Origin of the sequence: Roseibium sp., assembly GCF_048260565.1 — a bacterium.
Lineage (GTDB): Bacteria > Pseudomonadota > Alphaproteobacteria > Rhizobiales > Stappiaceae > Roseibium.
On the sequence record NZ_JBLXGP010000001.1, the window covers coordinates 382,906 to 407,795 of the forward strand.

Consider the following 24,890-nt stretch of genomic DNA (forward strand, 5'->3'; position numbering starts at 1 on the left):
GTTCCTGCCGTCGTTCGGCGTCCGGCGGCATAGTCGCAAGCAGCACTTGTTTCGAATAGGCGGAGATTGCCGATCGTACTGTTGTTCTGAACGCAACATCTTCATGGCCGGCCTCAGGTCTTCAGCTGCTCGAAACATTGCGAAAGATTGGTCGCGAAGGCGGAGGCCGCATCGGAGATTTCCGACTTGGCGCGCGACATCAGCATCAGACGGCGCGGCTGCAGTTTCGGGTCGCGCAGCGGGATGAAGCACAGCTCTCCGGACGCGATCTCCCGTTCCACGCCGACCTTGGTCTGCATGATGGCGCCAAGCCCGCGCCGGGCGAGGTCGATCATCAGTCCGATGGAGTTGGTGCGGGTGCGACGCGAAAACTCCACCACGCTGCCGGAAAACATTTCCTCTACCGGCATGGACAGCGAGAGGCTGGTGTCGGACAGGATCAGGCGCTCGCCGGAAATGTCGAACGTCCGCAGTTCCTCGCGTTCGGCGAGGGGATTGTCAGGCGGAACGACCAGTCCGAGGGGCAGGGGGATCGACGCCAGCCGGCGTGCATTGCGCGGCACGCGGACATCGAAGGCGATGCCCAGGTCGCAGCTGCCGTCGCTGACCGCGTTGGCGGCGTCCTGGGAGCTGGTGACCTTGACGTCGACGGTGATCTCCGGATGGCGTTTCCAGAACGCATCCAGCGCCTCCGGCAGAAGGCCGCGCGCGACGCTTTCGATCGTCGCGACGGTGACCGTGCCGCGACGCAGCCCGCTCAGGTCGTTGATCTCGGTGACCGCCTTGTTCAGGTCCACGTAGCTTTCGCGCACGTGATAGAGTAGCAATTCTCCGGCACTGGTCAGGCGCAGGCGCTGACGCACCCGCTCGAACAGCGGCGTGCCCAGTTCGTCCTCAAGCTGCTTGATCACCCGGCTGATGGAGGAGGGCGCGATGTTGAGCACCTTCGAGGCCTGCCGGATCGATCCCAGCCGGGCGACAAGCTGGAAGTAATGCGTCCGTGTCGCGATCAGGCCGAGCCGGTAGGGATCCATCAGAGCGCTCCCGACGGCGGGCTATCAGTCATCCGAGCGGGGATGCGCCTCGTGCTCATGCCTGCCTCAATGACACTCGGGAATACCCGGCATGGTGATGAACCCGTCCAGTTGCCGGACCGCGCGCGCCCAGCGGCGCAGGGCCGGGAAGGCGTCATGGTCGATGTTGAAGTCCCGGCTGAGCGCGAAGGAGGGGAACAGCGCGATATCGGCGATGGTCGCGGTCGCACCTGCGAAAAACTCCAGCCCGTCGAAATGCTGGCGGGTCATGTGATCGTCCATGATCCGCAGGGCCTCGCGGGCGGCGGTGCGCAGGGCGTCAATGTCGCCGGGCGCATCCATCATGGCCGTGGCCCGGGCATGGACGGCGGCCTCGAGTTCGCGGGCGGAAAAGGTCAGCCACATCATCACCTTGCCGAAGGTGTCGGGATCGTCGGGCAGGAAGCGGTGCTCCGGATCGCAGGTCCGCGCCAGCCAGGACAGGATCGCTTCCGCCTCGTGGAGCACCTGATCGTCCTGCTTGAGGATCGGCAGGGAGCCGGACGGGCTCATCGCGCGGATCGCCGGCGAGAGATGTTCGCGGCCGGGTACCACATCGACGGCCACCTGTTTCGCTTCCGTGCCCAGGCAGGACATGAGCAGGCGGACCTTGTAGCAGTTCTCGTCGAGGTCGTAGTTGTAGAGGGTTGGTGTGCTCATGCTGCGATCTCCGCGGTTGCGCTTGTCCGTGCCGCGGCTTCCGCGTCCCGGCGCAGTTGCTCCGCCCAGAACGAAAGCGGCTTCAGCTTCGAAGCGTCGACATCGCCCAGGGCGACCAGATGCAGCGCGCTCTCGCCGTCTGCGATGGCTTGAACGCCGGCGATCAGTTTGATGTCGCCGAGCGTGATGTCTACGATCCGGTCCGTCTTTGCGGTCACCTCCGGTGTGGTCTCCCCGAACGTCGTCTTCGCGATCTGCGCGACCATCAGCGGCGCTGGGCAATCGGCGAAAATGCTCCGCAACGGCGTGACCCCAGCCGGAAGATCGGGAGCGGGCGGTGTGGCGCTGTCTTCACTGTTGAAGCAACCCCAGATTATGCCTCCGGCCTCGACGGTCGAGAAGCGCGGGATCCTGATCGTCTTAGGAACCTCGAGGTCCGGATGCGCGGGAATATGCCGGCACTGGCCGGCCGTATCGTATTGCCAGCCGTGGTAGAGGCAGGCGATATGATCGCCGCGTACGAAACCGAAGCTCATCTTCATGCCGCGATGGGGGCAGCGGTCCTCCCAGGCATGCACGGCGCCTTTGGAATCCCGCCAGACCACGAATTCCTCGCCTAAGACACGGGTGCCGGCCGATGTTCCCGCCGCGATGTCGCGGGAAAGGGCGAGCGGATACCAGTCCTGAAAGCTCATTGTCCTGTCCTCTCGTTTCTGGATTCAAAAAGGGCCGCAGGCGCGGGCGTGCGCTCCACATCAAGTACGATGCAATCATGGGGCCCGAGGCTACAGGCCATGTCGAACGCGTCGACAAGATCCGCTTGGCCATCGACCGCAAGCGCGACGGAACTGTCGTCGCTGGCAAGCACGGCCAGGGGAAGATCCAGCTTTTTCGCGCGATGGCGCGCGAACGCGACGAAGCTGTCGGGGACGATCCTTCCACTGAAAGTGAAGATGACCCGCTCGCGTTTCACGCCCGTGTTCCCTTCGCCATCCGGCCCTCGATGCCGCCTGTTTTGAAGGCGTTTGCCTAAAAAATAATCAGCGCCTTATTGGTGTGCAAATTTTCCGTTCAGGCGTTGATAGAGCCGATCTTTCGAGGGTGTCAAGTGTTGCGTTTTTCGCACCATGGTCGTCGGCAAATAGGCACTATTCAGAACAAGTCCTTTTTGGAACGGTTTCCCAGGATTGCTGGATACGGACCGGTAAAAGGCGGAAAACAGGCTGGTTTTTGAGGGGCGTCCGGTATGGCTGCAGGCTTTGCGAACGCCGTCAACGAACCCTGAAAAGACCTGGTTTGAAGTGCTGCAACATCGCCGCAAGCCGGAGAGGGGCAACCGATTTCCTGCCGTCCGTCAATTGGCACGGATCGTGCTGTGTTCGACCCCGGCGATCATTCGGCCAGAGTTTCGACTGCGGGCCGATAGCTTTCCAATTCGCAGCCCGTATCGGGCCATTTGAGAATAAAGGGACATGAGCATGAACAGCATTCGCAATCTTTCACGGCGCGGCTTTTTGAATATGACCGCCGTGGCCGGTTCTTCGTTGCTTCTGCCAAAGGGAATGCTGACGTCGGCCCTTGCGGCGGAGCCTCTTCCGGCGGTTGCCGAGGAAGACGCCGTCATCGGTTTCGGCCATGTCGGCCCGATCACGGATGAGGGCTGGACCTGGACGCATCACCAGGGCCTTCTTGCCGTCAAGAAAGCCTATCCGAAGATTGCCAAGATCCTCGAAGTCGAGAACGTGCCTTACTCCGCCGACGCGACACGCACCTATCGCCAGTTCGTGTCCGAAGGCGCCAACATGATCTTCGACACCTCGTCGACGGGCGACTTCCTGCACCAGGTCGTCAAGCGCGCTCCGGAAGTGGCCTTCATGGAGTGTAACGGCCACGCCCTCATGGACAATCTCGGCTGGTACTACCTGGCCCACTGGTATCCGACCTACGTGATAGGCGTTGCCGCCGGCCACCTGTCCAAGACCGGCAAGCTCGGCTACGTCGCGTCCTTCCCGGTCGCTTCCGTTTACGCTTCGACCAACGCCTTCCTGATGGGCGCGCGCACGGTCAATCCGGATGCCACCCTGCAGACCATCGTCATCAACTCCTGGTTCGATCCGCAGGCCGCCACCCAGGCCGGTACGGCTCTGGTCGACAACGGCTGCGACTTCCTGTTCGGCATCATGGACGAGGCCGGCTACCTGCAGGTTGCCGAAAAGCGCGGCGTCTGGGCTGCCATGTGGAACACGGACATCCGCCGTTATGGCCCGAATGCCTATGTCTCCTCCGTTGTCTGCGACTGGAACGACTTCTACGTCGATCAGGTCGGCAAGCGCCTGGCCGGCACCTGGTCGCCGAGCGAAACCCTCTTGCCGATGGGCGGCGGTATCGACCGCGACGCCTGGGGGCAGAACGTTCCGGAGGAAGTCGGCAAGGCCGCCGATGAAGTCCGCACCAAGATCATGGGCGGTTGGTCGCCGTTCGTGGGCGAGCTGAAGGACAAGGACGGCAAGGTCCGGGTCGAGGAAGGCCAGAAGATGACCGAACTGGAACTCTACAACTGGGATTGGTCGGTCGAAGGCGTTCTCGGCCTCGAAAGCTGACCGGTTTACCCGAGCACTCTCCGGGCGGCATCCGTTGCCGCCCGGATTTTCCCGCCTTGACAGTTCCCTAAGCCCAAAGCGCTGATGACCGACGCCGACCACAGTTACACTCCTCCGCCCGGAACCGCGCCGATCGTCCGGCTGCAGGGCATTGCCAAGTATTTTCCGGGCGTCATTGCCAACGAGAATGTCGACCTTGAGGTCATGCCGGGCGAGATCCATGCCCTGCTCGGCGAGAATGGTGCCGGCAAGTCGACCCTGATGAACATCCTGACCGGCATCTACCAGGCGGATGCGGGCGAAATCCTCATCGACGGCTACCGCCGCGAATTCGCGACCCCGTTGCAGGCGATCGCCGCCGGCATCGGCATGGTTCACCAGCATTTCAAGCTGGTGCAGGCGTTCACGGTCGCGGAAAACATTCACCTGGGTTGGGACGAGACGCCGAGACGGGCGTCGAAATCCGTTCTGGAAAGCCGCACGGCGGATCTGGCGAAGCGCTTCAACCTGGACATTCGCCCCGGCGCCACGGTCAGCGACCTGTCGACCGGCGAGCAGCAGCGCGTGGAAATCCTGCGCGTGCTCGCCCGCAAGGCGCGGCTTCTGATCCTCGACGAACCGACCGCCGTCCTGACACCGGCCGAGGCGCGCGAGCTGTTCCGCGCGCTGCGCGAGTTCGTCGCCGGCGGCAATGCGGTGATCTTCATCAGCCACAAGCTCGATGAAGTCATGGAAATTTCCGACCGCATCTCGATCCTGCGCGGCGGGCGCAAGATCGCCACCAAGCAGACCTCCGAGTGCAACGCCCATATGCTGGCGAACCTGATGGTCGGTCGGGAAATCGTGCTCGATGACATGCGCGCCCGCGCAGCCGACGCGGCGCCCAAATCCGAGTCGCCGGTGCTGATTCTGAACAATGTCAGCGTCACCGACGAAGCCGGCGGCAAGGCCCTCGACGAGATCAGCCTGCAGCTTCATGCGGGGGAAATCCTCGGCATCGCCGGCGTGGCCGGTAACGGCCAGCGCGAACTGAGCCAGGTCCTGACCGGCGTCCGCGCGGTGTCTTCCGGCGAGGTGATCGTCGACGGCAAGTCGATGAAGGGCGCGAATGCGGCCGTCTTCGCCGCCTTCGGCATCGGCCATATTCCCGAAGACCGGCTGCACAGCGGCCTTGCCCCGGCGCTCAGCATCACCGCCAATGCGGTGATGCGCGAATACGGCAAGCCGCCCGTGTCGCCCCACGGGATCTACAATCCGCGCGGTGCGCTGGCGCTGGCGAAGGAAATTGCCGAGGCGGCCGATGTGGCGATCCCTGATTTCGGCATGCCCGTGCGCAACCTTTCCGGCGGCAACCAGCAGCGTCTCGTGGCGCGCCGCGAAATGCGCATTGCCGACAAGGTGCTCGTCGCCGCCTATCCGAGCCGCGGGCTCGATGTCGGCGCCATCAACACCATGCTGCGCTACATCGTCGAACTGCGCGACGCCGGCGCCGGCATCGTGCTGATCTCCGAGGAACTGGAGGAGCTGCTCAACCTCTCCGACCGCATCGCGGTTTTGTATGAAGGCCGGATCATGGGCACCGTGGAGAACGACAATCTCGACATCGAGGAAATCGGTCTCCTGATGGGCGGCCGTACCAAAGCGAAGGAGGTCGCGTAATGTTCGGTACCCTCCGTTTGCAGCGCATGCCGTCCGCCCATCCGGGCATCGCTTTGGCCGCGCGCGTGGCGGCGCTGGTCATCGCCCTTGTCGTCGCCGGCATCGGCGTCGCGGTTGCGGGCATGAACCCGTTCGAGCTGGGTGGACGCGTCCTCACATCGTCCTTCGGTTCGACCTTCGGTCTGGAGGATCTCGGCGTCCTGGTCATTCCTCTGATCCTGACCGGGTTGGCGGTCGCCGTCGGCCAGCAGGTCGGCGCGTGGAACATCGGGGCGGAAGGCCAGTTCTATGCCGGTGCCTTCGCCGCCACCGCCGTCGGCCTGTTCGTACCGGGGCCGGAGCCGCTGATCCTGATCCTGATGTTCGTCGCGGGGCTCGTCGGCGGCGCGGTCTGGATCCTGGTCCCGACGCTTGCCCGCGCCTATGCCAACGTCAACGAGCTGATCACCACGCTGCTTCTGAACTTCGTCGCCACGCTGCTGGTCTACTATGTCGCCACCGGCCCGTGGCGCGACCGCAGCGGCATGGCGAATTCGGCGACACCGCCGCTTTCGGCCGAAGTGCCGTCCTTCTGGGGTATCGTTCACTGGGGCTTTCCCATCGCCATCGGACTGGCGATCCTGGTCGCCGCCGTGCTGGCGTTTTCGAAGTGGGGCTACGAGGTGCGTCTCGTGGGCTCCAACCCGTCGGCGGCCAAATATGTCGGCATTCCGGTGCGCAGGCACCTGATCACCGTCATGCTGCTTTCGGGTGCTATCGCCGGGCTTGCCGGCATGCTGGAGATCGCAGGCACCGTGCACCGGCTCCAGGGCGGCATTTCCAACAATTTCGGCTATCTCGGCATCATGGTTGCCGTGCTGGCGCGCGGATCGCCCATCGGGGTGATCTTCTCCGGCGCGCTGATGGCGCTGATCCTGAATTCCGGGATCATCCTGCAGACGCAAGGGCTGACCACCTCGATCGTGCTCGCGATCACCGGCTTCATCCTGTTCCTGACGGCCATCGGCGACGAGCTGTCCTACTACCGCGTGATCCGCGAGAAAGCGTGAAGGTGTCTATCCGATGGATCTTCTGACGGGTCTTCTGACGACTGCATTCCTGGCCGGCGGCGTGCTGGCGCTGGCCGCTCTCGGCGAGGTGCTGGCCGAACGGGTGGGCGTGGTCAATCTGGGCGTTGAAGGGCTGATGGCCATGGGCGCGATCACCGGCATTGCCACGGTCACGGCCGTGCCGTCGCCCATGCTCGGCTTTCTGGCGGCGCTCGCCGTCGGCGCCCTGTTCGGCGCGGTCTTTGCCTTCGCCACCGTGATCGTGCGCGCCAACCAGGTGCTCTGCGGCCTGGCGCTGACGCTGATCGGCTCCGGGCTCGCGTCCAGCATCGGCCGCAACTATTCCGGCATGCCCGCGCCGGTCACCTTCGAGCCGGTGCAGGTGCCGCTCCTCAGCCAGATCCCGATCATCGGACCGGCGTTCTTCTCGCAGAACATCCTGTTCTACCTGATCTACCTGATCCTGCCGATCTTCTTCAGCTACCTGATGTTCTCCACCCGCCACGGCATGAACATGCGCGCCGTCGGCGAGAACCCGGCCGCAGCCGATGCCGCCGGTATCCCGGTCAACCTCATGCGGTTTTCCTATGTCACCATCGGCGCGGCACTGGCCGCCGGGGCAGGGGCCTATCTGACGCTCGCCTTCGTGCCGTCCTGGTCCGACGGGGTCGTGGCCGGGCGCGGCTGGATCGCGGTTGCGCTGGTGATCTTCGCCGGCTACCGGCCGATCATGGCAACCCTTTCCGGACTGCTGTTCGGCCTGATCACGGCGCTCGGCTTCATCGGACAGGCGCGCGGCTGGCCGATCGCGCCCGCGTTCCTGTCCATGCTGCCCTATCTGGGCACCGTCGCCTTCATCATCGTGCCGGTGCTCGCATGGCAGAAGATGCGCAGGGCCATGGCCGCCCCGGCAGCCCTGGCGCTGCCCTATTACCGGGATATGAGGTAGGCCCATGTCCACGCTTCTGGTGAAGAACATCGCCCATCTGGCGACCTTCGACGACGCAGCCCGCGAGATCGCCGACGGCGCGATCCTGGTGCGCGACAACGTCATCGAGGCGGTCGGCACCACGGCGGAACTGTCCGGCTCCGAGGCGGACGAGACGCTGGATCTCGCCCATCACGTGGTGATGCCGGGCATGGTCAACACCCACCACCACATGTACCAGAACCTGACCCGGGTGATGGTGCAGGACGATGCGCTGTTCGTCTGGCTGAAGGCGCTTTATCCGGTCTGGGGCAAGCTCGACGACGACGCCATCCGCGTCTCCGCCCGCGTCTCCATGGCGGAGCTGATGATGTCCGGCTGCACCACCAGCTCCGACCATCTCTATGTCATGCCCACCAACGCCCGCCTCGACACCACCATCGAGGCCGCGCGCGAGATCGGCCTGCGGTTCCATGCGGCGCGCGGGGCCATGTCGCGCGGCGAGAGCAAGGGCGGCCTGCCGCCGGACAATTGCGTCGAGGACGAAGACTTTATCCTGAAGGATGCCGAACGCTTGATCGGCGCCTATCACGACATGAGCCGCCATTCCATGAGCCGGATCATCCTGGCGCCGTGCTCGCCCTTCTCGGTGACGCCGGAACTGATGCGCGATGCGGCGGCTCTCGCACGCAAACACGACGGCGTGCGGCTGCACTCCCATATCGCCGAGGTGCTGGACGAGGAGGTCTACTGCAACGAGATCTACGGCATGCGCTCGGTCGGTTTTGCCGAATCCGTCGGCTGGCTCGGCGACGATGTCTGGTTCGCCCACGCGATCTTCCTCAACGACGACGAGATCCGGCTGTTCGCGGAAACCGGCACCGGCGCCACCTATTGCCCCTCGGCCCATATGCGCTGCGGCCTCGGCATCATGCGGGTGCGGGAAATGCTGGATGCGGGCGTCAAAGTCGGCCTCGGCGTCGACGGCTCCGCCTCCAACGACACCTCGAACATGTTCCTGGAGGCCCGGATCGGGCAATTGCTGCAGCGGGTCGCCCCGGCGCGTTACCTGTCGGAAAAGCCCGGCGGGCGCGGCGGCTTCGGCGGCACGCCGACAGCACTTTCGGCGCGCGAGACCCTGACCATGGCGACGCGCGGCGGGGCGAAGCTGCTCGGCCGCGACGATATCGGCTATCTGGCGCCGGGCATGAGCGCCGACTTCATCGCCATGGACATGCACCAGCTTGGCCTGTCGGGCGCGGAGCGCGATCCGTTGGCGGCCCTGATCATGTGCGGACCGTTCAAGGTCGACCATTCCTTCATCAACGGCGTTCAGGTGATCGCCGACGGACAGTTTACCAGCTTCGACGTGGACGGCGCGCTGGCCGAGCACCGGGACACCATGAAACGCCTGCACGACGCCTGAAGGCGCCTCTCAAAGGGGAACGAACATGAGCAAGACAGTGGAAAAGGCAGCGCTCGACAACTGGTACTGCATCGGCTGCGCCGCCGACATGCCCCTTGGCGACAGCAAGACGAAGCTGCTCGGCTCCGGCCTGGTGATCACCAAGGCCACCGACGACGCGGTGGCCGTGAGCCTGACGGACGGCAGCGCGGTGACGTCGAAGATCCGCTACGGCTATGTCTGGGCGACGCTTGGCGAGCCGGAGCGCGACGTGGTTCCCATTCCCGAAGCCGACGAGGCGGACCGGCGCTATGTCGCCTGCGGCGCGGTCACGGTGAAATCCTCCGGCCTGCGCATCGTGGAAAACTTCCTCGATCTCGCCCATTTCCCCTTCGTCCATACCGATATCCTCGGCTCCGAGCCGCATACGGAAGTGGCGCATTACGACTGCGAGATCCGCCGCGACGTGGACGAGGTCTGGGCGACCAACTGCAAGTTCCTGCAGCCCAAGGCCGCCATGTCGGCCGAAGGCGCCATCGAGACCGACTACATCTACCGGGTCGCCAACCCCTTCGTGACGCTGCTCTACAAGACCTGCCCGAATGCGGACGACCGCTGGGACGTGATCTGCCTGTTCGTGCAGCCCATGGAGGAGGACCTGTGCCGGGCCCATCCGCTGATGCTGCTCATCGACGATGTGACGCCCCTGTCGGACCTGATCGCGTTTCAGCTCGACATCTTCCTGCAGGACCGCATTATCCTTGAAAACCAGCGGCCGCTGTTGCTGCCGCTGGAACCGCGCGCGGAAATCCCGACCCGCGCCGACGCCTCCTCCATCGCCTATCGCCGCTGGCTGAAGGAAAAGGGGCTGGTTTACGGGACAACGCTAACGGCGGCCTGAAAACACATGGAAACAGTCCGGGGAAAGCTCGTTCGCGCGAGCGGGTTTCATGCGCCGGTGTGCGGCGAGGTGGACTGTCTTCACGACGCCCTGATCGCAGTGGGTGCGGACGGGGTGATCGGTGAGGTGATCCGTCCGGACGATGAGGCCTGGTCCGGGCGGATCACCGAAGCTCAAGAAGACGGCACCCTGGTGGAACTGCCCGAAGGCACCTTTCTGCTGCCCGGCTTCGTCGACCTGCATATCCACGCGCCGCAATATCCTCAGCTCGGCAACGCGCTCGACGTGCCGCTGGAAGTCTGGCTGCAGAAATATACCTTTCCGATCGAGGCGCGTTATGCGGACACCGCCTTCGCCCGCCGCGCCTATTCGCTGCTGGTCGGCGATCTCGTCGCCTGCGGCACGACGACGGCGGTCTATTACGGCACCATCCATGACGCGGCCAACCGGCTGCTGGCCGACATCTGCATTCAGGCCGGCCAGCGGGCGCTGATCGGCAAGGTCGCCATGGACGACAAGGAAAGCTGCCCGGATTACTACCGCGACGACAGCGTCGACGCTGCCGTTGCCGGCACGGTGAGCCTGATCGAGCATATCCGCAGCCATCCGGACAATGGCGAAGGCCGGGTCCTGCCGGTGGTCACGCCGCGCTTCATTCCCTCCTGCACCGACGATCTGCTGACCGAACTCGGCGCGCTGGCAAAGGCTCATGACTGCCATGTGCAGACCCATTGCTCCGAAAGCGACTGGGAGCACGGCTACGTCTTGGCCCGCCACGGTGTCAGCGATACGGAAAGCCTGGACCGGTTCAGCCTCTTACGAAAGGGCAGCGTGCTCGGCCACGCCAATTTCATCTCCGCCGCCGACATGGAGCGGATCAAAGTCCGCGAGGCCGCCGTCGCCCATTGCCCGCTCTCCAACGCCTACTTTTCCGGCGCGGTGTTTCCGCTCAAGGCGGCGCTCGCAAAAGGCCTGCATGTGGGCCTCGGCACCGACATTTCCGGCGGCCCGGCGGGCACCATGCTTGAAAGCACCCGCGCGGCGATCATGGCCTCGCGCATGCTGGAATCGGGCACCGATCCGGCGCTCGCCCCCGAGGAACGCTCCAGCCATAACGACACGCGCATCGACTTCCGCACCGCGTTCCACCTGGCAACGGCGGGCGGCGGCGCGGCCCTCGGCCTGCCGGTCGGACGGTTCGAGCCAGGCTGTCATTTCGACGCCGTGCTGATCGATCCGGAGGCTCCGCTCGGTGGCTTGCGCCTGTGGCCGGAGTTGCACGCGGGCGACGAGATCCTGCAGAAGATCGTCTATACCGCCAGCCGGCCGAACATCGCCCGGGTCTGGATCGGCGGCACCGCGCCGTCGACGCGGCCAAGCTGACGGGGAGGGGAGAAGGATTGTGACCGACCTGATCCAAAAGCTGCCCAAGGCGGAGATCCACATCCACCTGGAAGGCGCGATCCTGCCCGGAACGGCCATGGAGCTGGCGAAAAAGAACGGCGTGACCCTGCCGGACTGCGAGAGGGTCGAGGATCTTTATTCCTACGACAACCTGATGGAGTTCCTCGCCGTCTACGGCGCGATCTCCGACAGCATCGTCACCGTCGACGACTTCCGCCGCATCGCCTACGAGATGCTGCAGTCGGCCGCCGATAACGGCTGCCGCTACATGGAATTCTTCATCAGCCCGCATGCCCATAAAGACGTTCCCTTCGCCCGCCAGTTCGAGGGCATCCGCAAGGGCATGGCCGACGCGGAGACGGATTTTTCCATCGTCTCGCGCATCATCCCCGGCATGAACCGCGAGCTCGGGCCCGCCGCCGGCGAGGAATACCTGGACGAGGTGCTCGCCAACCGCGGCGACGACGTCATCGGCCTCGGCCTCGATTATAACGAGGCGCCGTTTCCGCCCGAGCCCTTCGCCGATGTCTTTGCCCGCGCGGCACAAGCCGGGCTGCACCTGACGGCGCACGCGGGCGAAAGCGGACCGGCGGCCTATATCGCCGGCTCGCTCGATGCCCTGAAGGTGGAGCGCATCGACCACGGCTATAACATCGTCGAAGATCCGGCGCTGATCGCCCGCTGCCGCGACGAGGGCATCGCCTTCACCTGCTGTCCCTCGACCACGAAATACACCACCAGCTGGCGCGATCTTAGCGCGCCCGATCACCCGATCCGGCGGATGAAGGAAGCGGGACTGGCCGTCACGATCAACTCCGATGACCCGCCCATGTTTGCAACCGATCTGGGCCGCGAATTCGAGCTGGCGCACGCCGACCTCGGCTTTTCCCTTCAAGACCTGAAAGTCGCGATCCTGACCGGCCTGGACGCCTCCTGGCTGGACGAGACCACCAAACGCCAGTGGCGCGCCGAATGGGTAGACGAAATCGATACGGCGCTTTCAAATTAAGACAAAAGGCAAGGAAACGATCATGACCGACACCATTCCCGTTATCGACCTGACGCCGCTGTTCGAAGGCGGCGAGGCGGGGCGCAAGGCGGTCGCCGAAAAGATCGGCGAAGCCTGCCGCGGCATCGGCTTCTTCTATCTCTCCGGCCACGACGTGCCCGCCAAGCTGCGCGCGGACGTCTTCGCCATGGCGCAGACCTTCTTCGAAAGCCCGGACGAACTGAAGATGAAATCTGCCTATTCCGCCGACACGGGCAACCGCGGCTACGTGCCGATGAAGGGCGAGTCCCTCGACCCGACCAAGGCGCCCGACCTGAAGGAAGGCTACAACATCGGCCTCGATCTTGGCCCCGACGATCCGGAGATCGTGAACAAGGCCCCGCTCCGGGCGCTCAACCTGTGGCCGGAGCTGCCCGGCTTCAGGGAGATCATGCTGGAGTATTACAACGCCATGTGGGCCCTGGGCCGCACCCTGCACACGGCGTTTGCCACCGAACTCGGCCTGCCGGTGGACTACTTCGACGACAAGCTCGACCGGCCGCTGGCGACCCTGCGCCTGCTGCACTACCCGGAAAGCCCGGCGGACATCGAAGAGGGCCAGCTCGGTGCCGGCGAACACACCGACTACGGCTGCGTCACCCTGCTTGCCACCGACGACGCCGGCGGCCTGGAAGTGCGCACCCGTAACGGCGCCTGGCTGGCGGCGCCCTATATCCCGGACACCTTCGTCTGCAACATCGGCGACTGCCTGATGCGCTGGACCAACGACCTCTACGTCTCCACCCCGCACCGTGTGGTCAACCCCTCGGGCCGCGAACGCTACTCCGTGCCCTTCTTCCTCGACCCCGACCCCGACCCCGACGCCATCGTCGAATGCCTGCCCGGCTGTTCAAGCGAAGACAACCCGGCGAAGTATCCGCCGATCCGGGGCGATGACTATCTGCTCAGCCGGCTGAACCCGACCTATGAGAAGTCGGGGTTGATCGGGGCGAGTTGAGGGGAGGGGAAGCGCTAAGTCCCCTGGGGTATCCGAAAAGCAAAACCATTCTTGCCGCTTCGAAGGTCGGTAATGGTTCAATGAGTGCATGACCGCTTGCGGTGAATACGGCAGGCGGGTTCTTGATAAATGACAGCTTCACGCCCCCATTACGGTCGTTGCGACCGCTTAACTGAGTTCTCGAAAGCGGACACTACGGCTTTAGATTTCCAAGGCCTGCAGGGTGGACAAAGCCGTTGCTTAATCTTGAGACGCTATGGACATTGAATTGAGTGCTGCACGCACCGGGTCCTCTTTTTCCGAAGGATACAAAGCCCTTCGGCCAACTTCCTGAAACTGCCCTCGATTTGTCCAGAACTTTGTCGGATTGAATCGGAATTTAGCGACGAGTCTCTTTCCAAAGTCGACCTCATGCAAAGAGTAGTTTTGTTTTTGATCGATATCCCCAATCTCCGGATACTCGCCTAGAAGAAATCCCTCCTGTATATGGGGACGCATAGCAGTCGGTGGGCAGACACTGGAAAGACGGATCGTTTGTAGACCAGCCTCCGCGCTAGCAGTAATTGCGCCACTAACGTTGGGTACTCCCAATACAAAGAGAAAGGCACTCCCTGTTTTGTTGCCTACACTAGCGAATGAAGCGCCTATTCGTAGAGATTGTGTAACATCCAGCAAGGGCGTTTCACATATCTCATAGTGCTGAATGATTGCCCATCTTAGAATTCTATATTTAGTAATCTCGTCAGCTCCCAGGAAATCGTTGTTCCTGAATGTTTGGACGAGTTGCGGTTCAATTTGTCGAAGTCGCTCAAATCTGGGCGAAAGCCATGTGCTATTTTGTGGATGAATTGGTCTTCGAAAAATTGTTGGCCTCAGTGTCGAACCGATGTGAAATTGGCTTTCAGCGATCCAGTCGCGATGCTGACCTCGGTAAAACAGCACATGACTTCGATTGCGAAATTGTAGCTCTGCAATTTTGGCCGCTAGTTCAAAAAAGTCGGAAACTTCATGACCTTTGGAGGCACGAACGGCTCGACAATCAGAGATCTCGGCATTCTTGCCCGAGTCTGTAAATGTCCACAGGTCTTCTAGCCCAATTGTATCCATGATCCAGCATGGCCCACAAAGAAATTTGACTCAACCTAATCTAGACTACGTGAGCCATACCACATTTAAAACAATGTCTTACTTAGGCTCGCAGGCAGCCTACGCCACAGGTGACCTTAAAGGCTGCTACGCGCCCGTAATCAGCCATTCGAGTAATCGCTGCCAGTGATAAAGGTCTGCCTTACCCCGGAAGGCATGTTAGCTAAACGGGACCAGTGAAAAGGCGCAGCGACTCTTCGGCGATAATCGGGAGGCGATCTTCTCCCTTCAACATTGCGTTCAGATGCCCTTCAAGCGTGTAGTCATACGAACTATTCATGATTGGAGCGCCACCTGCGGCAATGACAAAGTTGTACTTCGTGACATAGCGGCTGCGTGTTTCGAGTCGCCCTCGTAGCGACTGGAGTTCGCCATCGATCATAGCCGACCCGTCATCGGCTTCAGCCCGAGTCACAAGGTGAACCCCATCAACCAAGCCATATTCTTCCCAGTAGTAGGCAAATAGGCCCTCACCGGCTGCCACTTCGGCAATACGTTCCGACGTCCACTCATAAAGGCCGATCGGAGGGAGTGGATCGACCTCGACGTACACGAAGTTGTATTTGTATGTGGCAGGATTAACGGCCGCCACGCGGACAATCTTCATCTCTTCGCCGTTGATGAGTAGGCAATCCCCCGCTTCCGTGTAGTTGCTGATATGGAGATTGGATGGTCCTCGGGACCAACAGATCGGGGTGCCGTCTTCGAATTCTAGAGGTTGCGCGAGGAGCCGCGCGAAGCGTTGCCGAATTGTATCGTCGTCCTCGAACCAAGAAATCCCTCGGACACCAGGAAAAGCATCGTTGAACCGTCGGGCGAATACGACGGTACTATGAGCGCCCCCCAGCGTCGGTAGTCTTGGCGATGCGGCTACCGCGGCAGCCCGAGCCTCGACCTGGATAGCTGCGTCGAAAATCAGCTCTGCGAGAACAATCTGATCTTTAGGAGATATTGGTGCCCGCGCTGCCCGACCACCACGTCGCGCCGCGTAGAGCGCACTTAGTTCGCTCAGTCGCTTTCGACGCTCGTGGAGCAGAATCGTGAGAGTGTCTGCACCGATGTCGAGATCGAATTCCTCACCGGCATTGGCGTCACCGGAATCTATTAGATTTTGGATCATGGCGGCGTGCCGCATGGTGGGTTTCGGTGCTGCATCGCACAAGTCGTCGAACGGCTTGAGGGTAGGAGCACCCAACGCATTCACGCCGAGGAAGGCATTGCGTGTCTTCTGCACAAACCGGAAGCATTCTCCCACTAGACGTTCTGCCACCACACGTTCTCCTGCGCCGGGAAGTCCGTCCTTGATTTCGCCAGTTGAAAGGTCGAGGAACCGATTATCAGAGAAGAATGCGGCGGCCCCATCCTTGTGGATGTTCGCTGCGATCTCCGGCGTCGTTGCCACCACGATGCTGCTAAGAACCGCGCTTCGATCGGCGCGTCCCAAACGCTTGCCCAACTCGTCTTCGAGTAGAAGCTTGTGCTGGAGCAACGCCTCGAGCCAATCAGCCCGATCCACCGCATCTGGAATTTCTGGCATGACTATCGCCAGGTCGATGTCGCTCTTGTCGTTGAACTGTGCGCCGTCGCGATAGACGAGGCTCCCGAAAACATAGACACCTTGAGGCTTCAGTTCAGTAATGACAGCCTTGGCCCAGTTGGTAAGATATGACCTCGTCGCTGCAACGTACTCTTCGGACAACTACTATCTCCCTCGCCTTAGAGCTGTCTCGAGAGCGATACCTAAAGCGCGAAGATTTTACAACATCAGTTCTTGCTAAGGACCAGATAAGTTGCTTAAAAAACACGCCGACAACCTAAAAGAAATGAATGTGTTATGACAAGCTAACGGTAAGCTGAGTTTGGCAGATTCGAAACAAAATCGCATCGTGCAGGTTATGCCTTGCGTCTCATCATTAGGATTCAATCCTTTGAAGCTGAGTTTTACAGAATTCTCGTACGGGTATGCGTTCACAGAAAGCCTAGTACGATCATCGGAAACCGCTCCAGTAGGTGCGCCAAGCTTTCCAAACTTAGTACAAGAAGCCAAGCTCGGATACGACATCAAGATCGACTTCCCTGCAGTGCCGCTATTCTTTCAGTTTAAGCTTCCGGAATCGATGAAGCGCGCCACGGCCTTTGAAATTGCCGGGGGCGGATGCCCAGGCTTGACCATCCCATTTTTTCGGATGGGTATGATGCGGAAGGATTTATCACGGCAGCATGAGCGGCTAATCAGCTTAGAAAGTCGGTATCCGGACTGCGTCTATTATGCTGCGCCTGCCATAAAGACGCTTCGTGCATTTAACCAAGCATACAATTCAGCAAAAGTAGCGGAGAGGTCCGCGTTCTTTTCACCAAAGGATATTGGACCGCTTCCCGACACCAAGCAGCATAGCATTGCATATGCTGAGGACCTCTCGGTTGCCTATTTCTGCTCTGAGCCCAAGAGCATTCGGGCGATACCATTCGAAAAGCTGAGCGCTTTCGTTAGGGACAAGCTTAGTCAGAAGTCTGCCCAGACGCTGGAAGAAGCGACCCCGGCTCTCGTCGAGGAAATCTTAGGAATTGCTTCTGCGGTCATGGGTGAAAATATTCAGAATATAAGGCAACGCATCAATAACAGATTGCAATCAGCAGATGGGACGAGGGCGCGTTCGACGAGAAGACAGCGAATAACGACGGAGTTACAGGTCATCCGTGAAGTGGCGAGAGTTGACCTCGGAGTGGACTTTGTCATTGCGCAACCCCGCTAAAGGAAGCCTAAGCTGAAAGGCGCCATTATACGATTTTTTTGCCCAATGCGGACGGTTCGTTCTCGGACTCATTGCGGACAACCTTTCATTCGCCCATCTAGTTCTCCAGTTGATCGGTACCCAATGTTTGCAAAAACTATCACCCATGCGGCAAACTGACCTTCTACGAGAAATCCTCCATCTGCGCCGCGCGGCGGAGACCCTCAAGCACTGCGATTCCGTCTAATCCGTCGTCAAGCGGCGCGGTCGTCCGACAACCCAAAACCGATGGAAGCCGCTGCGAGGATCTGCCCCGAGAACCGGCTCCGACCGACCCAACCCTTTTGCCGACTTCGCCGCAGTTTCCCGCTGGCAAGCCAGTGATTCCCGGATAATGTGTCAGCGGAGGTGCTTTTGATGTCCATGGGTGAAAAACCACGTCTCGGCGAGCTGTTGCTCGGCACGGAGGGCCTGGCGCTGCTGAGGCTGGCGTTTACGGGCGACGAAGCGATGCGGGACGCGCGCGTGACCGAGATGCGCGACCTGCTGGCGCATCTGGACGATCCCGATCTGGCGGCCGCGCTGGCGGCCCCCGAATATGATTTGAAAGACGGCTATGCGTTGTGGTCGAAGACCTACGATGCGCCCTTGCGTCTGTTCTCCATCGAAGAACCCGCCATGCAGGCGCTGTTTGAGACGCTGGACCCCGGCACGGTGCTCGATGCCGCTTGCGGCACCGGGCGGCACAGCGTCGAGCTGGTCCGGCGCGGCCATCGGGTGGTTGGTGTCGACAGCTCCGAGGCCATGCTGGAAAAGGCGCGCGCGAAGCTTCGGCAAGCCGACTTCCGGGTGGGCGATCTTGAGGCCCTGCCTGCGGATGCCCAGGGCTTCGATGCCGTCGTCTGTGCCCTGGCACTCGTGCATCTTCCCGATCTTCACGGCGTCATGGCCGAGTTCGAACGGGTGTTGCATCCGGGCGGCCGCGTGATCATCAGCGACGTGCACCCCTTCCTGATCCTGCTCGGCTGGCAAGCGCAGTTCAGGACCGGCAGCGGCGACGCCGGCTTCATGCGCCTGCATCGCCACATGCTTTCCGACTACGCCGCGGCCGCGACCGCCGCGGGTCTGCGCATCCGGTCGCTTCGGGAGCTGCCGCTGACGCCGGAGTCTGCCATCACGGTCGCCACCGAACGCCTGCCCGAAGCCAATCAAGCCGCCTGGGTCGGGCTTCCAGGCGTGGTCGTCTGGGAGTTCGAGAAGCCGTAGGAACCGGACACAGTGGTCGGCGGCAAAGCCTTTGATCGAAGAATAAAAAGGGACTTCTTGAATACTCCGGCGCGGAAAAGCAGATCTGTCTGCTCGTCTGTGGTGTGCACAGGCAGGGCTTTATGTTATCTTCAATGTATAAATTAGCGTATATTTATAGTATGCTCCGGTCTCAGTGGGCCGGGATGACATTGCCATAATGCGTATTGAAACTCTCAACGAGATTGTTCGAAGGATCTACGCTGCCGCGAATGGCCAGGAAAACTGGGACGACGTTGTTGTCGAGCTTGGCGATCAGCTGAATCTCGGCGTCATACATGTGTTTCTGACGAACCTTGAGAACGGCGCCGGCTACATCGGCTCGTCGCCCCGTGGAAATCCTGAACTGGACCGAAAATACCGGGAAGAATACTTTGAATGCGATTTCCGTTTGCCGCGGATAATGGCTTCAAAACGGGGCCTGATGTTCGATGAACGGTCCATCGCGTCGGACGACGAGATCCGCAACAGTGCGCTGCATCAGGAGTTGTTCGTAAAAAACGGCGTTCATCGAATAATCGGCTCCAACATGAGCATCGATAATGCGCTCGGGTGGTTTGGAGTAACCACGCCGCAGGCATCTGACGACTTTTCCGACGAGCAACGCCAGGCCCTCGATTTTCTGGCGCCGCACATTCTGCAGGCCTTCGAAATCGCAAAGACACGCGCCGACCTCCGGTTCATGAACGATGCAAATCTGACCGTGCTGAACTTTGCGGGCATTGGTGTCCTTTACCTGGAAAACGGGGTCGCGACCGGCTGTAACGAAATTGCGGATGCTTTTTTCAAACGGGGCTTTTTAAAGCTGATCGGAGGACGGTTGCGCTGCCGGGACGAGCCTTCCGACAGGAAGTTGGAGAGCTACCTTTCGTCGTCGACAGGGACGGAAACCGACCAGCTGAGATTGACCGACACGGAGCAAGGGCTCGAGTATCTCATCAATATCCGGACGATCGGTCTGTTGTACAAGGAGACTGCCAACAGCATCGGGCAAAAGAGAGTTGTCCTGATAAGGATGCTCGACCGGGCAGGCAAACCGGATATCGAGACGGTTGCCGGATTTGGCAGGAATTTCCGGCTGAGCGATGCGCAGATTGCGGTCATACATGCCGTGTTGTGCAACATCCCGCTGTCCGAGCTCGCTGACACACGAGGCGTGAAGCTCGATACCGTCAGAAAGCAGCTCAAACTGGCCATGGAAAAGCTGGACGTCCGCAGCCAGAAAGAGCTGGTCATGCTGTTTGAACGGACCACCTTTTTCTAGACGGCGTATTGCCCTCCCGCGCTGAAGAAATGCCCGTTCTCGGGATTATCGGATCGGACACGTCCTCAAACAACGCTGAAGGGACATTCCCCAGCTGGGGAATAGGCACTCTGTCCCACTCTGCTTAAAATTACGGATGTTTGAACGTTCCCGGAAGGGGCTCGCAAACTCGATTTCGCCGAGCGGGTCGGGTTGCCGGATCCGGTCTTGGGGGCGCGGAGATATTCAACCGGATTCACTTCTGGTGAGCCCGGTCCTCGGGGGAACTCTCCCGGGTGTTACTTTATTCATTTTCAAACCTCTCCTTTTTGCGGCAATCTGACCCTCACCGGGAAATCCCTCATCTTTGCCGTGCGGCGCGCGCCCTCATGGATTACGATCCCGGCTTTCCGGCCCAACCCGAATAAAGGAGCCTCTTTGAATGTGGGACGAACGCTACGCCACCGATGACTACATCTTCGGAACCGCGCCGAGCCAGTTTCTGGAAGCGAATGCCGGTCTGCTGACACCCGGCGAGACGGCGCTGGCCGTTGCCGACGGGGAGGGGCGCAATTCGGTTTATCTCGCGGAGAAGGGCCTGGCGGTGACCGCGATGGACAGTGCCGCCACGGGCGTAGAAAAGGCGCGCCGGCTTGCACAGGCCAAAGGCGTCGAGGTGGATTTCCGGCTGGCCGATCTGAAGACCTGGGAGTGGGCGCCCGCGAAATACGATGTCGTCGCGGCGATCTTCATCCAGTTCGCGCCCCCGGAATTCCGGGCGGAAATCTTCGACGGCATCGAACGCACCCTGAAGCCCGGCGGGCTGCTCCTGCTGCACGGCTACACGCCGAAGCAGCTGGACTACAAGACCGGCGGGCCGTCGGCTGAGGAAAACCTCTATACCAGGGACATGCTGTCCGAGCGCTTCGGCGCCTGGGAGATCCTGCGCCTGGAAGAGTACGAAGCCGAACTCAACGAAGGCGCGGGCCATTCGGGTCGGTCCGCCCTGATCGACCTGATCGCGCGGAAGCCCGGGGTGGTTTGAGGGACGGCGGCATTCTGCCGTCATTCCGGATAACAGAGATGCCGCTTGCGCCCGTCTCCCCCCTTGAGGGGGAGATGTCCGCGACAGCGGACAGAGGGGGGTCTCAGCCGCACGACATATCGCAGCGCTCGAGAGCGACGCCACTGCCTTCACCCCCCTCTGTCACCAAAGGTGACATCTCCCCCTCAAGGGGGGAGAGGGGTGTAAACGGCATGGCCGCGCCTCACACACCACCGTTGCCCGGCCCTGAGCCGGGGTCACCTCGCAAAGCCGCTTGCCGCAGCTTTGGCGCAGGACAGCAAACGCTCTGCAGACGAGCAGTTGCCGGGTCTCACTGAGTTCGCCCGGGATGGCGGTTTGGGGGATGGCAATGCCTCGCCATTCACTCAGGTTGTCATCCCGGTTTGGCGCAGCAGCGGCAAGACTGGGATCCGGTACGCCGTGTGGCTTGCGGTTGGAAAAGATTGCTAAATCAATAGTTTACTGGATCCCAGCCTGCGCTGGGAGGACAAGGAGTGTTTGGCGAAACGGCGTGCCTTTTCGCAGGCCGCGCCCCACACACGACCGTCACCCCGGCCTCGAGCCGGGGCCTACTCGCACGGCCGCTTGCCGCAGCTTTTGGCCAGGGCAACAAAGGCTCTGGAAACGAGTAGGTCCCGGGTCTCACTGCGTTCGCCCGGGATGACGGTTTGAGGGGAGGCGACACCCCGCCCCAAAACTCAGCCAAGCCCCACCGGTTCGCGGCCTCACGACAGGCTGTCGAGATTATGCAGGCAGCGCCTGAGATAACCGTTGAACTGTTCGACCTCCGCCGGCGTGAAGCCGTCCAGAAGCTCTTTCTGGCGGTTGAGCGAGGCGTCGAGAATGCGGGCGTGGAGATCGCGGCCTTTCTTTGTGAGACGCCATTCGCGGCGGCGTTCGTCGGGGGTGCCGGCGGTGGAGGCCGCCAGTCCGGATTTTTCCAGCCGAGCCAGGCTCCGGCTCACGGCCGCCTTGTCGATCCCCATCGTCTTGCTGGCATGGGCCACGTTGCTGCCGGGCGCGCGGGTGAGCATCACCAGCATGCGCCAGTCCATGACGCCGAGGCCGAATTCGGTCCGGTAATGATGCGCGGCCTTGCGGGTGAACCGGTTGGCGGCGAAAGTCAGCAGGACCGTCGTGGAGCGGGAAAAGCTGAGGGTCGTCGCGTCGGCCGGTATCCCGGCATCGTCCGGGGTCACCAGGAACATTTCGTCGGGCAGGTCCGGATTGTCAGCCACTTGATCAGCCACCTTTTTGAACAGGCCAATGGATACCGCGTTGACTTCTCGTTGACAAGTCAACGCGGCTCATGTTGTCATGTCAACGAGTAAATGGGGGAGTAAGTAAATGGGGGGAGCAGCGCACATGTCCGATGCGCCGATTTATAATATCGATCCGGACGCCTTCTGGAGGGATCCGTATCCCGACCTCAAGCGCATGAGCGCCCAGGGACCGGTGGTGTTCGTGCCGCAGCTGGGGGCGACGCTGCTGACCCGGCGGGACGACATTTTCGAAAACGAAAAGAAGGTGGACGTGTTCTCCTCCGTTCAGCCGGACGGGCTGATGACGCGGCTCATGGGCCAGAACATGATGCGCAAGGACGGCGCCGCCCATATGGAAGAGCGCAAGGCGATCTTCCCGACCGTTTCCCCGCGCACGGTCAAGGCGGCCTGGCGGGCGGCGTTCGAGGATCTGACCACGTCCATCCTCGACGAGATCGCACCGAAGGGAGAGGCCGACATGGTGCGCGACATCGCCATGCGCATCTCCGCCGAGGCGCTCAAGGCGATCACCGGCCTCACCAACATGCCCTGGCAGGAGATGGACCGGGTCAGCCAGGGGATGATGGACGGCTGCGCCAACTATGCGGGCGACCCGGAGGTCGAGGCGCGCTGCAACGACTGCACGGCATCGATCGACCGCTACATCGACGATCGGATCCCGGATCTGACCGAAAACCCGGACCATTCCCTGCTGTCGGTGCAGCTGCAGGCGGGTCTGAGCGAGGAACAGTATCGCGCCAACGTGAAGCTGGCGATCTCCGGCGGCCAGAACGAACCGCGCGACGTCATTGCCGGCATGAGCTGGGCGCTCCTGACACATCCCGACCAACTGCGGATGATCCTTGACGGCAAGGCGACCTGGTTCGACGCCTTCGACGAATATACCCGCTGGATCGCCCCGGTGGGCATGTCGCCGCGTCGGGTGGCGCAGAAATACGAGCTGCACGGGGTTATGCTGGAACAGGAGGACCGGGTGTTCCTGATGTTCGGCGCGGGCAACCGGGACGACAGTGTCTTTACCGATCCGGACAGGTTCGACATCACCCGCGACACCCGGGCCTCGATCGCCTTCGGCGCCGGTCCGCACTATTGCGCCGGGGCCTCGGCGTCCCGCTGCCTGATCGGCGAGGTCGCCATGCCGATGATCTTTTCCCGGCTGAAGGGACTGCGCCTGGATGGCGAAACCACATTCGGCGGCTGGGCATTCCGCGGGCCGCTGAATATGCCGGTCGCCTGGAACGCCGATTGAGCGGGGCGGGGGCGTTGGAGGAGGGAGCTTCATAGTCAATCACAGGTCCAACGACAGCTCTGGAGGGGGCTGAAGGGCCGGATTGTGGAAATGTCCCGGTAAAAATGCTTGAATTTTACCGGAATAATAATGGGAGGAATAAAATGGAACGCAGGACTTTTCTGAAGGCGGCCTCGGCCGCCGGCATATCGGTGGTCGGATTCAATCCGCTGGCGGCGCTCGCGGCGAACACCAGCCTTCGCATCGCGACCTGGGTGCCGCCGACGCACCACCAGACCGCCGTCACGCTGCCGCGCTGGATCGACGCCATCTCCAAGGCATCGGACGGTTCCCTGAAGCTGACGATCGACCCGGCGCCGATCGCTCCGCCGCCGGAGCAATACAACATCATCCGCGCGGGCGCGGCCGATATCGCCTACCATGTGGCCGCCTATACGCCGGGGCCGTTCGAGGTGGCGCGCGGCATCGAGATGCCGTTCATGTCGCCCAGTGCCGAGGTCGGCTCCATGGCGACCGTTGACTGGTATGAGCGCAACATCGGCTTCGACGCCGAATTCAAGGACGTCAAGGTCCTGACCATCTTCGTCCATGGCCCGGGCGTTCTGCACTCGAAGGAACCGATCCACACCCTCGAGGACTTCCAGAACGTCAAGGTCCGCGTCGGCGGCGGCGGCGTGCGCATGGCCGAGGCCCTGGGCGCTGCGCCGGTCGCAATGCCCGCCAGCCAGGCCTACGAGTCCCTGCAGAAGGGTGTGGCCGATGCCGCCATGTTCCCCTGGGAGGCGATCAAGGGCTTCCGGCTTTATGAGCTGGTGGACAACCACCTGGAAATCCCCGGCGGTCTCTACACCACGTTCTTTGCCGTCATCATGAACCGCGGCAAGTGGGACGCGCTGCCGGACGAGCACAAGCAGGTGCTCACCGAATTCGGCGGCCTCAAGGGCGCGCAGATCTTCGGCAAGGGCTGGGACGACGCCGACGTGGCCGGCAAGAAGACGGCAACCGACAATGGCCACACCATCTCGGTTCTGTCGGAAGAAGAGCAGCCGAAATGGGCGGAGAAGGTCGCCTTCGTCGAAGACGACTGGGTCAAGCTGGCCAACGAGCGCGGCTATGACGGCGCGGCCCTGCTGGAGGACCTGAAAGCCACCGTGAAGAAATACAACTCGTGATCCCGGTCT

Annotated in this window: 22 protein-coding genes; 16 read left to right on the plus strand and 6 right to left on the minus strand. The window is 61.8% G+C overall.

Annotated elements, in window-relative coordinates:
- Positions 1 to 113: 113 nt before the first annotated feature.
- The 3 genes from ACN0SO_RS01700 to ACN0SO_RS01710 form a co-directional block, all read right to left on the minus strand.
- Positions 114 to 1,034 (minus strand): LysR family transcriptional regulator, encoded by a 921-nt coding sequence (locus tag ACN0SO_RS01700; protein ID WP_417673879.1) that lies wholly within the window; start codon positions 1,032 to 1,034, stop codon positions 114 to 116.
- 66 nt (positions 1,035 to 1,100) lie between these two features.
- Positions 1,101 to 1,733, minus strand: coding sequence for a glutathione S-transferase family protein (locus tag ACN0SO_RS01705; protein WP_417673881.1), 633 nt, complete (start codon positions 1,731 to 1,733; stop codon positions 1,101 to 1,103).
- The gene (locus ACN0SO_RS01710; protein WP_417673883.1) at positions 1,730 to 2,428 is read right to left on the minus strand and encodes a Rieske 2Fe-2S domain-containing protein; all 699 of its coding nucleotides are present in this window, start codon (positions 2,426 to 2,428) and stop codon (positions 1,730 to 1,732) included. The genes ACN0SO_RS01705 and ACN0SO_RS01710 overlap by 4 nt, the downstream gene beginning before the upstream one ends.
- A 77-nt stretch (positions 2,429 to 2,505) precedes the next feature.
- Between ACN0SO_RS01710 and ACN0SO_RS01715 the strand changes: the two genes are divergently transcribed.
- The 10 genes from ACN0SO_RS01715 to ACN0SO_RS01760 all read left to right on the plus strand — a co-directional run bounded on the left by ACN0SO_RS01715 (position 2,506) and on the right by ACN0SO_RS01760 (position 13,685).
- The gene (locus tag ACN0SO_RS01715) at positions 2,506 to 2,766 is read left to right on the plus strand and encodes a hypothetical protein (RefSeq protein ID WP_417673885.1); all 261 of its coding nucleotides are present in this window, start codon (positions 2,506 to 2,508) and stop codon (positions 2,764 to 2,766) included.
- Between the two features lie 445 nt (positions 2,767 to 3,211).
- A complete protein-coding gene (locus ACN0SO_RS01720) occupies positions 3,212 to 4,333 on the plus strand; it encodes a BMP family ABC transporter substrate-binding protein (protein WP_417675015.1) in 1,122 nt (373 codons plus the stop codon).
- Positions 4,334 to 4,417: 84 nt separating this feature from the next.
- Entirely contained in the window at positions 4,418 to 5,992 is a 1,575-nt protein-coding gene (locus ACN0SO_RS01725; protein WP_417673887.1) for an ABC transporter ATP-binding protein, read from the plus strand.
- The gene (locus ACN0SO_RS01730; protein WP_417673889.1) at positions 5,992 to 7,041 is read left to right on the plus strand and encodes an ABC transporter permease; all 1,050 of its coding nucleotides are present in this window, start codon (positions 5,992 to 5,994) and stop codon (positions 7,039 to 7,041) included. Before ACN0SO_RS01725 ends, ACN0SO_RS01730 begins: the two co-directional genes overlap by 1 nt.
- Positions 7,042 to 7,054: 13 nt before the next feature.
- Positions 7,055 to 7,990: an ABC transporter permease gene (locus tag ACN0SO_RS01735; RefSeq protein ID WP_417673891.1), complete on the plus strand. Its 936-nt coding sequence runs from the start codon at positions 7,055 to 7,057 to the stop codon at positions 7,988 to 7,990.
- 4 nt (positions 7,991 to 7,994) lie between these two features.
- Entirely contained in the window at positions 7,995 to 9,395 is a 1,401-nt protein-coding gene (locus ACN0SO_RS01740) for an 8-oxoguanine deaminase (RefSeq protein WP_417673893.1), read from the plus strand.
- Positions 9,396 to 9,420: 25 nt separating this feature from the next.
- Positions 9,421 to 10,275, plus strand: a complete 855-nt coding sequence (locus tag ACN0SO_RS01745) for an aromatic ring-hydroxylating dioxygenase subunit alpha (protein WP_417673895.1) — start codon at positions 9,421 to 9,423, stop codon at positions 10,273 to 10,275.
- Positions 10,276 to 10,281: 6 nt separating this feature from the next.
- Positions 10,282 to 11,658, plus strand: a complete 1,377-nt coding sequence (gene guaD, locus ACN0SO_RS01750) for a guanine deaminase (RefSeq protein ID WP_417673897.1) — start codon at positions 10,282 to 10,284, stop codon at positions 11,656 to 11,658.
- A 19-nt stretch (positions 11,659 to 11,677) separates the two neighbouring features.
- The gene (gene add, locus ACN0SO_RS01755) at positions 11,678 to 12,688 is read left to right on the plus strand and encodes an adenosine deaminase (protein WP_417673899.1); all 1,011 of its coding nucleotides are present in this window, start codon (positions 11,678 to 11,680) and stop codon (positions 12,686 to 12,688) included.
- Between the two features lie 22 nt (positions 12,689 to 12,710).
- Positions 12,711 to 13,685, plus strand: coding sequence for an isopenicillin N synthase family dioxygenase (locus ACN0SO_RS01760; protein WP_417673901.1), 975 nt, complete (start codon positions 12,711 to 12,713; stop codon positions 13,683 to 13,685).
- Positions 13,686 to 13,925: 240 nt separating this feature from the next.
- Here ACN0SO_RS01760 and ACN0SO_RS01765 read toward each other — a convergent pair whose 3' ends face one another.
- Both ACN0SO_RS01765 and ACN0SO_RS01770 read right to left on the minus strand, forming a co-directional pair.
- The gene (locus tag ACN0SO_RS01765; RefSeq protein ID WP_417673903.1) at positions 13,926 to 14,792 is read right to left on the minus strand and encodes an FRG domain-containing protein; all 867 of its coding nucleotides are present in this window, start codon (positions 14,790 to 14,792) and stop codon (positions 13,926 to 13,928) included.
- A gap of 202 nt (positions 14,793 to 14,994) precedes the next feature.
- Positions 14,995 to 16,530: a hypothetical protein gene (locus ACN0SO_RS01770; protein WP_417673905.1), complete on the minus strand. Its 1,536-nt coding sequence runs from the start codon at positions 16,528 to 16,530 to the stop codon at positions 14,995 to 14,997.
- Positions 16,531 to 16,690: 160 nt separating this feature from the next.
- Here ACN0SO_RS01770 and ACN0SO_RS01775 point away from each other — a divergent pair, with 160 nt between their 5' ends.
- The 4 genes from ACN0SO_RS01775 to ACN0SO_RS01790 all read left to right on the plus strand — a co-directional run bounded on the left by ACN0SO_RS01775 (position 16,691) and on the right by ACN0SO_RS01790 (position 21,156).
- A complete protein-coding gene (locus ACN0SO_RS01775; RefSeq protein ID WP_417673907.1) occupies positions 16,691 to 17,584 on the plus strand; it encodes a hypothetical protein in 894 nt (297 codons plus the stop codon).
- Between the two features lie 396 nt (positions 17,585 to 17,980).
- Positions 17,981 to 18,829, plus strand: a complete 849-nt coding sequence (locus tag ACN0SO_RS01780; RefSeq protein ID WP_417673909.1) for a class I SAM-dependent methyltransferase — start codon at positions 17,981 to 17,983, stop codon at positions 18,827 to 18,829.
- A gap of 199 nt (positions 18,830 to 19,028) precedes the next feature.
- Entirely contained in the window at positions 19,029 to 20,132 is a 1,104-nt protein-coding gene (locus tag ACN0SO_RS01785; RefSeq protein WP_417673911.1) for a helix-turn-helix transcriptional regulator, read from the plus strand.
- A 421-nt stretch (positions 20,133 to 20,553) separates the two neighbouring features.
- Positions 20,554 to 21,156, plus strand: coding sequence for an SAM-dependent methyltransferase (locus ACN0SO_RS01790; protein WP_417673913.1), 603 nt, complete (start codon positions 20,554 to 20,556; stop codon positions 21,154 to 21,156).
- Positions 21,157 to 21,902: 746 nt separating this feature from the next.
- On the opposite strand, the gene ACN0SO_RS01795 is transcribed toward ACN0SO_RS01790, so the two are convergent.
- Complete coding sequence (locus ACN0SO_RS01795) at positions 21,903 to 22,415, minus strand: MarR family winged helix-turn-helix transcriptional regulator (RefSeq protein ID WP_417673915.1); 513 nt, start codon at positions 22,413 to 22,415, stop codon at positions 21,903 to 21,905.
- Between the two features lie 127 nt (positions 22,416 to 22,542).
- Here ACN0SO_RS01795 and ACN0SO_RS01800 point away from each other — a divergent pair, with 127 nt between their 5' ends.
- Positions 22,543 to 23,709, plus strand: a complete 1,167-nt coding sequence (locus ACN0SO_RS01800) for a cytochrome P450 (protein ID WP_417675017.1) — start codon at positions 22,543 to 22,545, stop codon at positions 23,707 to 23,709.
- 143 nt (positions 23,710 to 23,852) lie between these two features.
- Positions 23,853 to 24,881, plus strand: a complete 1,029-nt coding sequence (locus tag ACN0SO_RS01805; protein ID WP_417673917.1) for a TRAP transporter substrate-binding protein — start codon at positions 23,853 to 23,855, stop codon at positions 24,879 to 24,881.
- Positions 24,882 to 24,890: the final 9 nt, after the last annotated feature.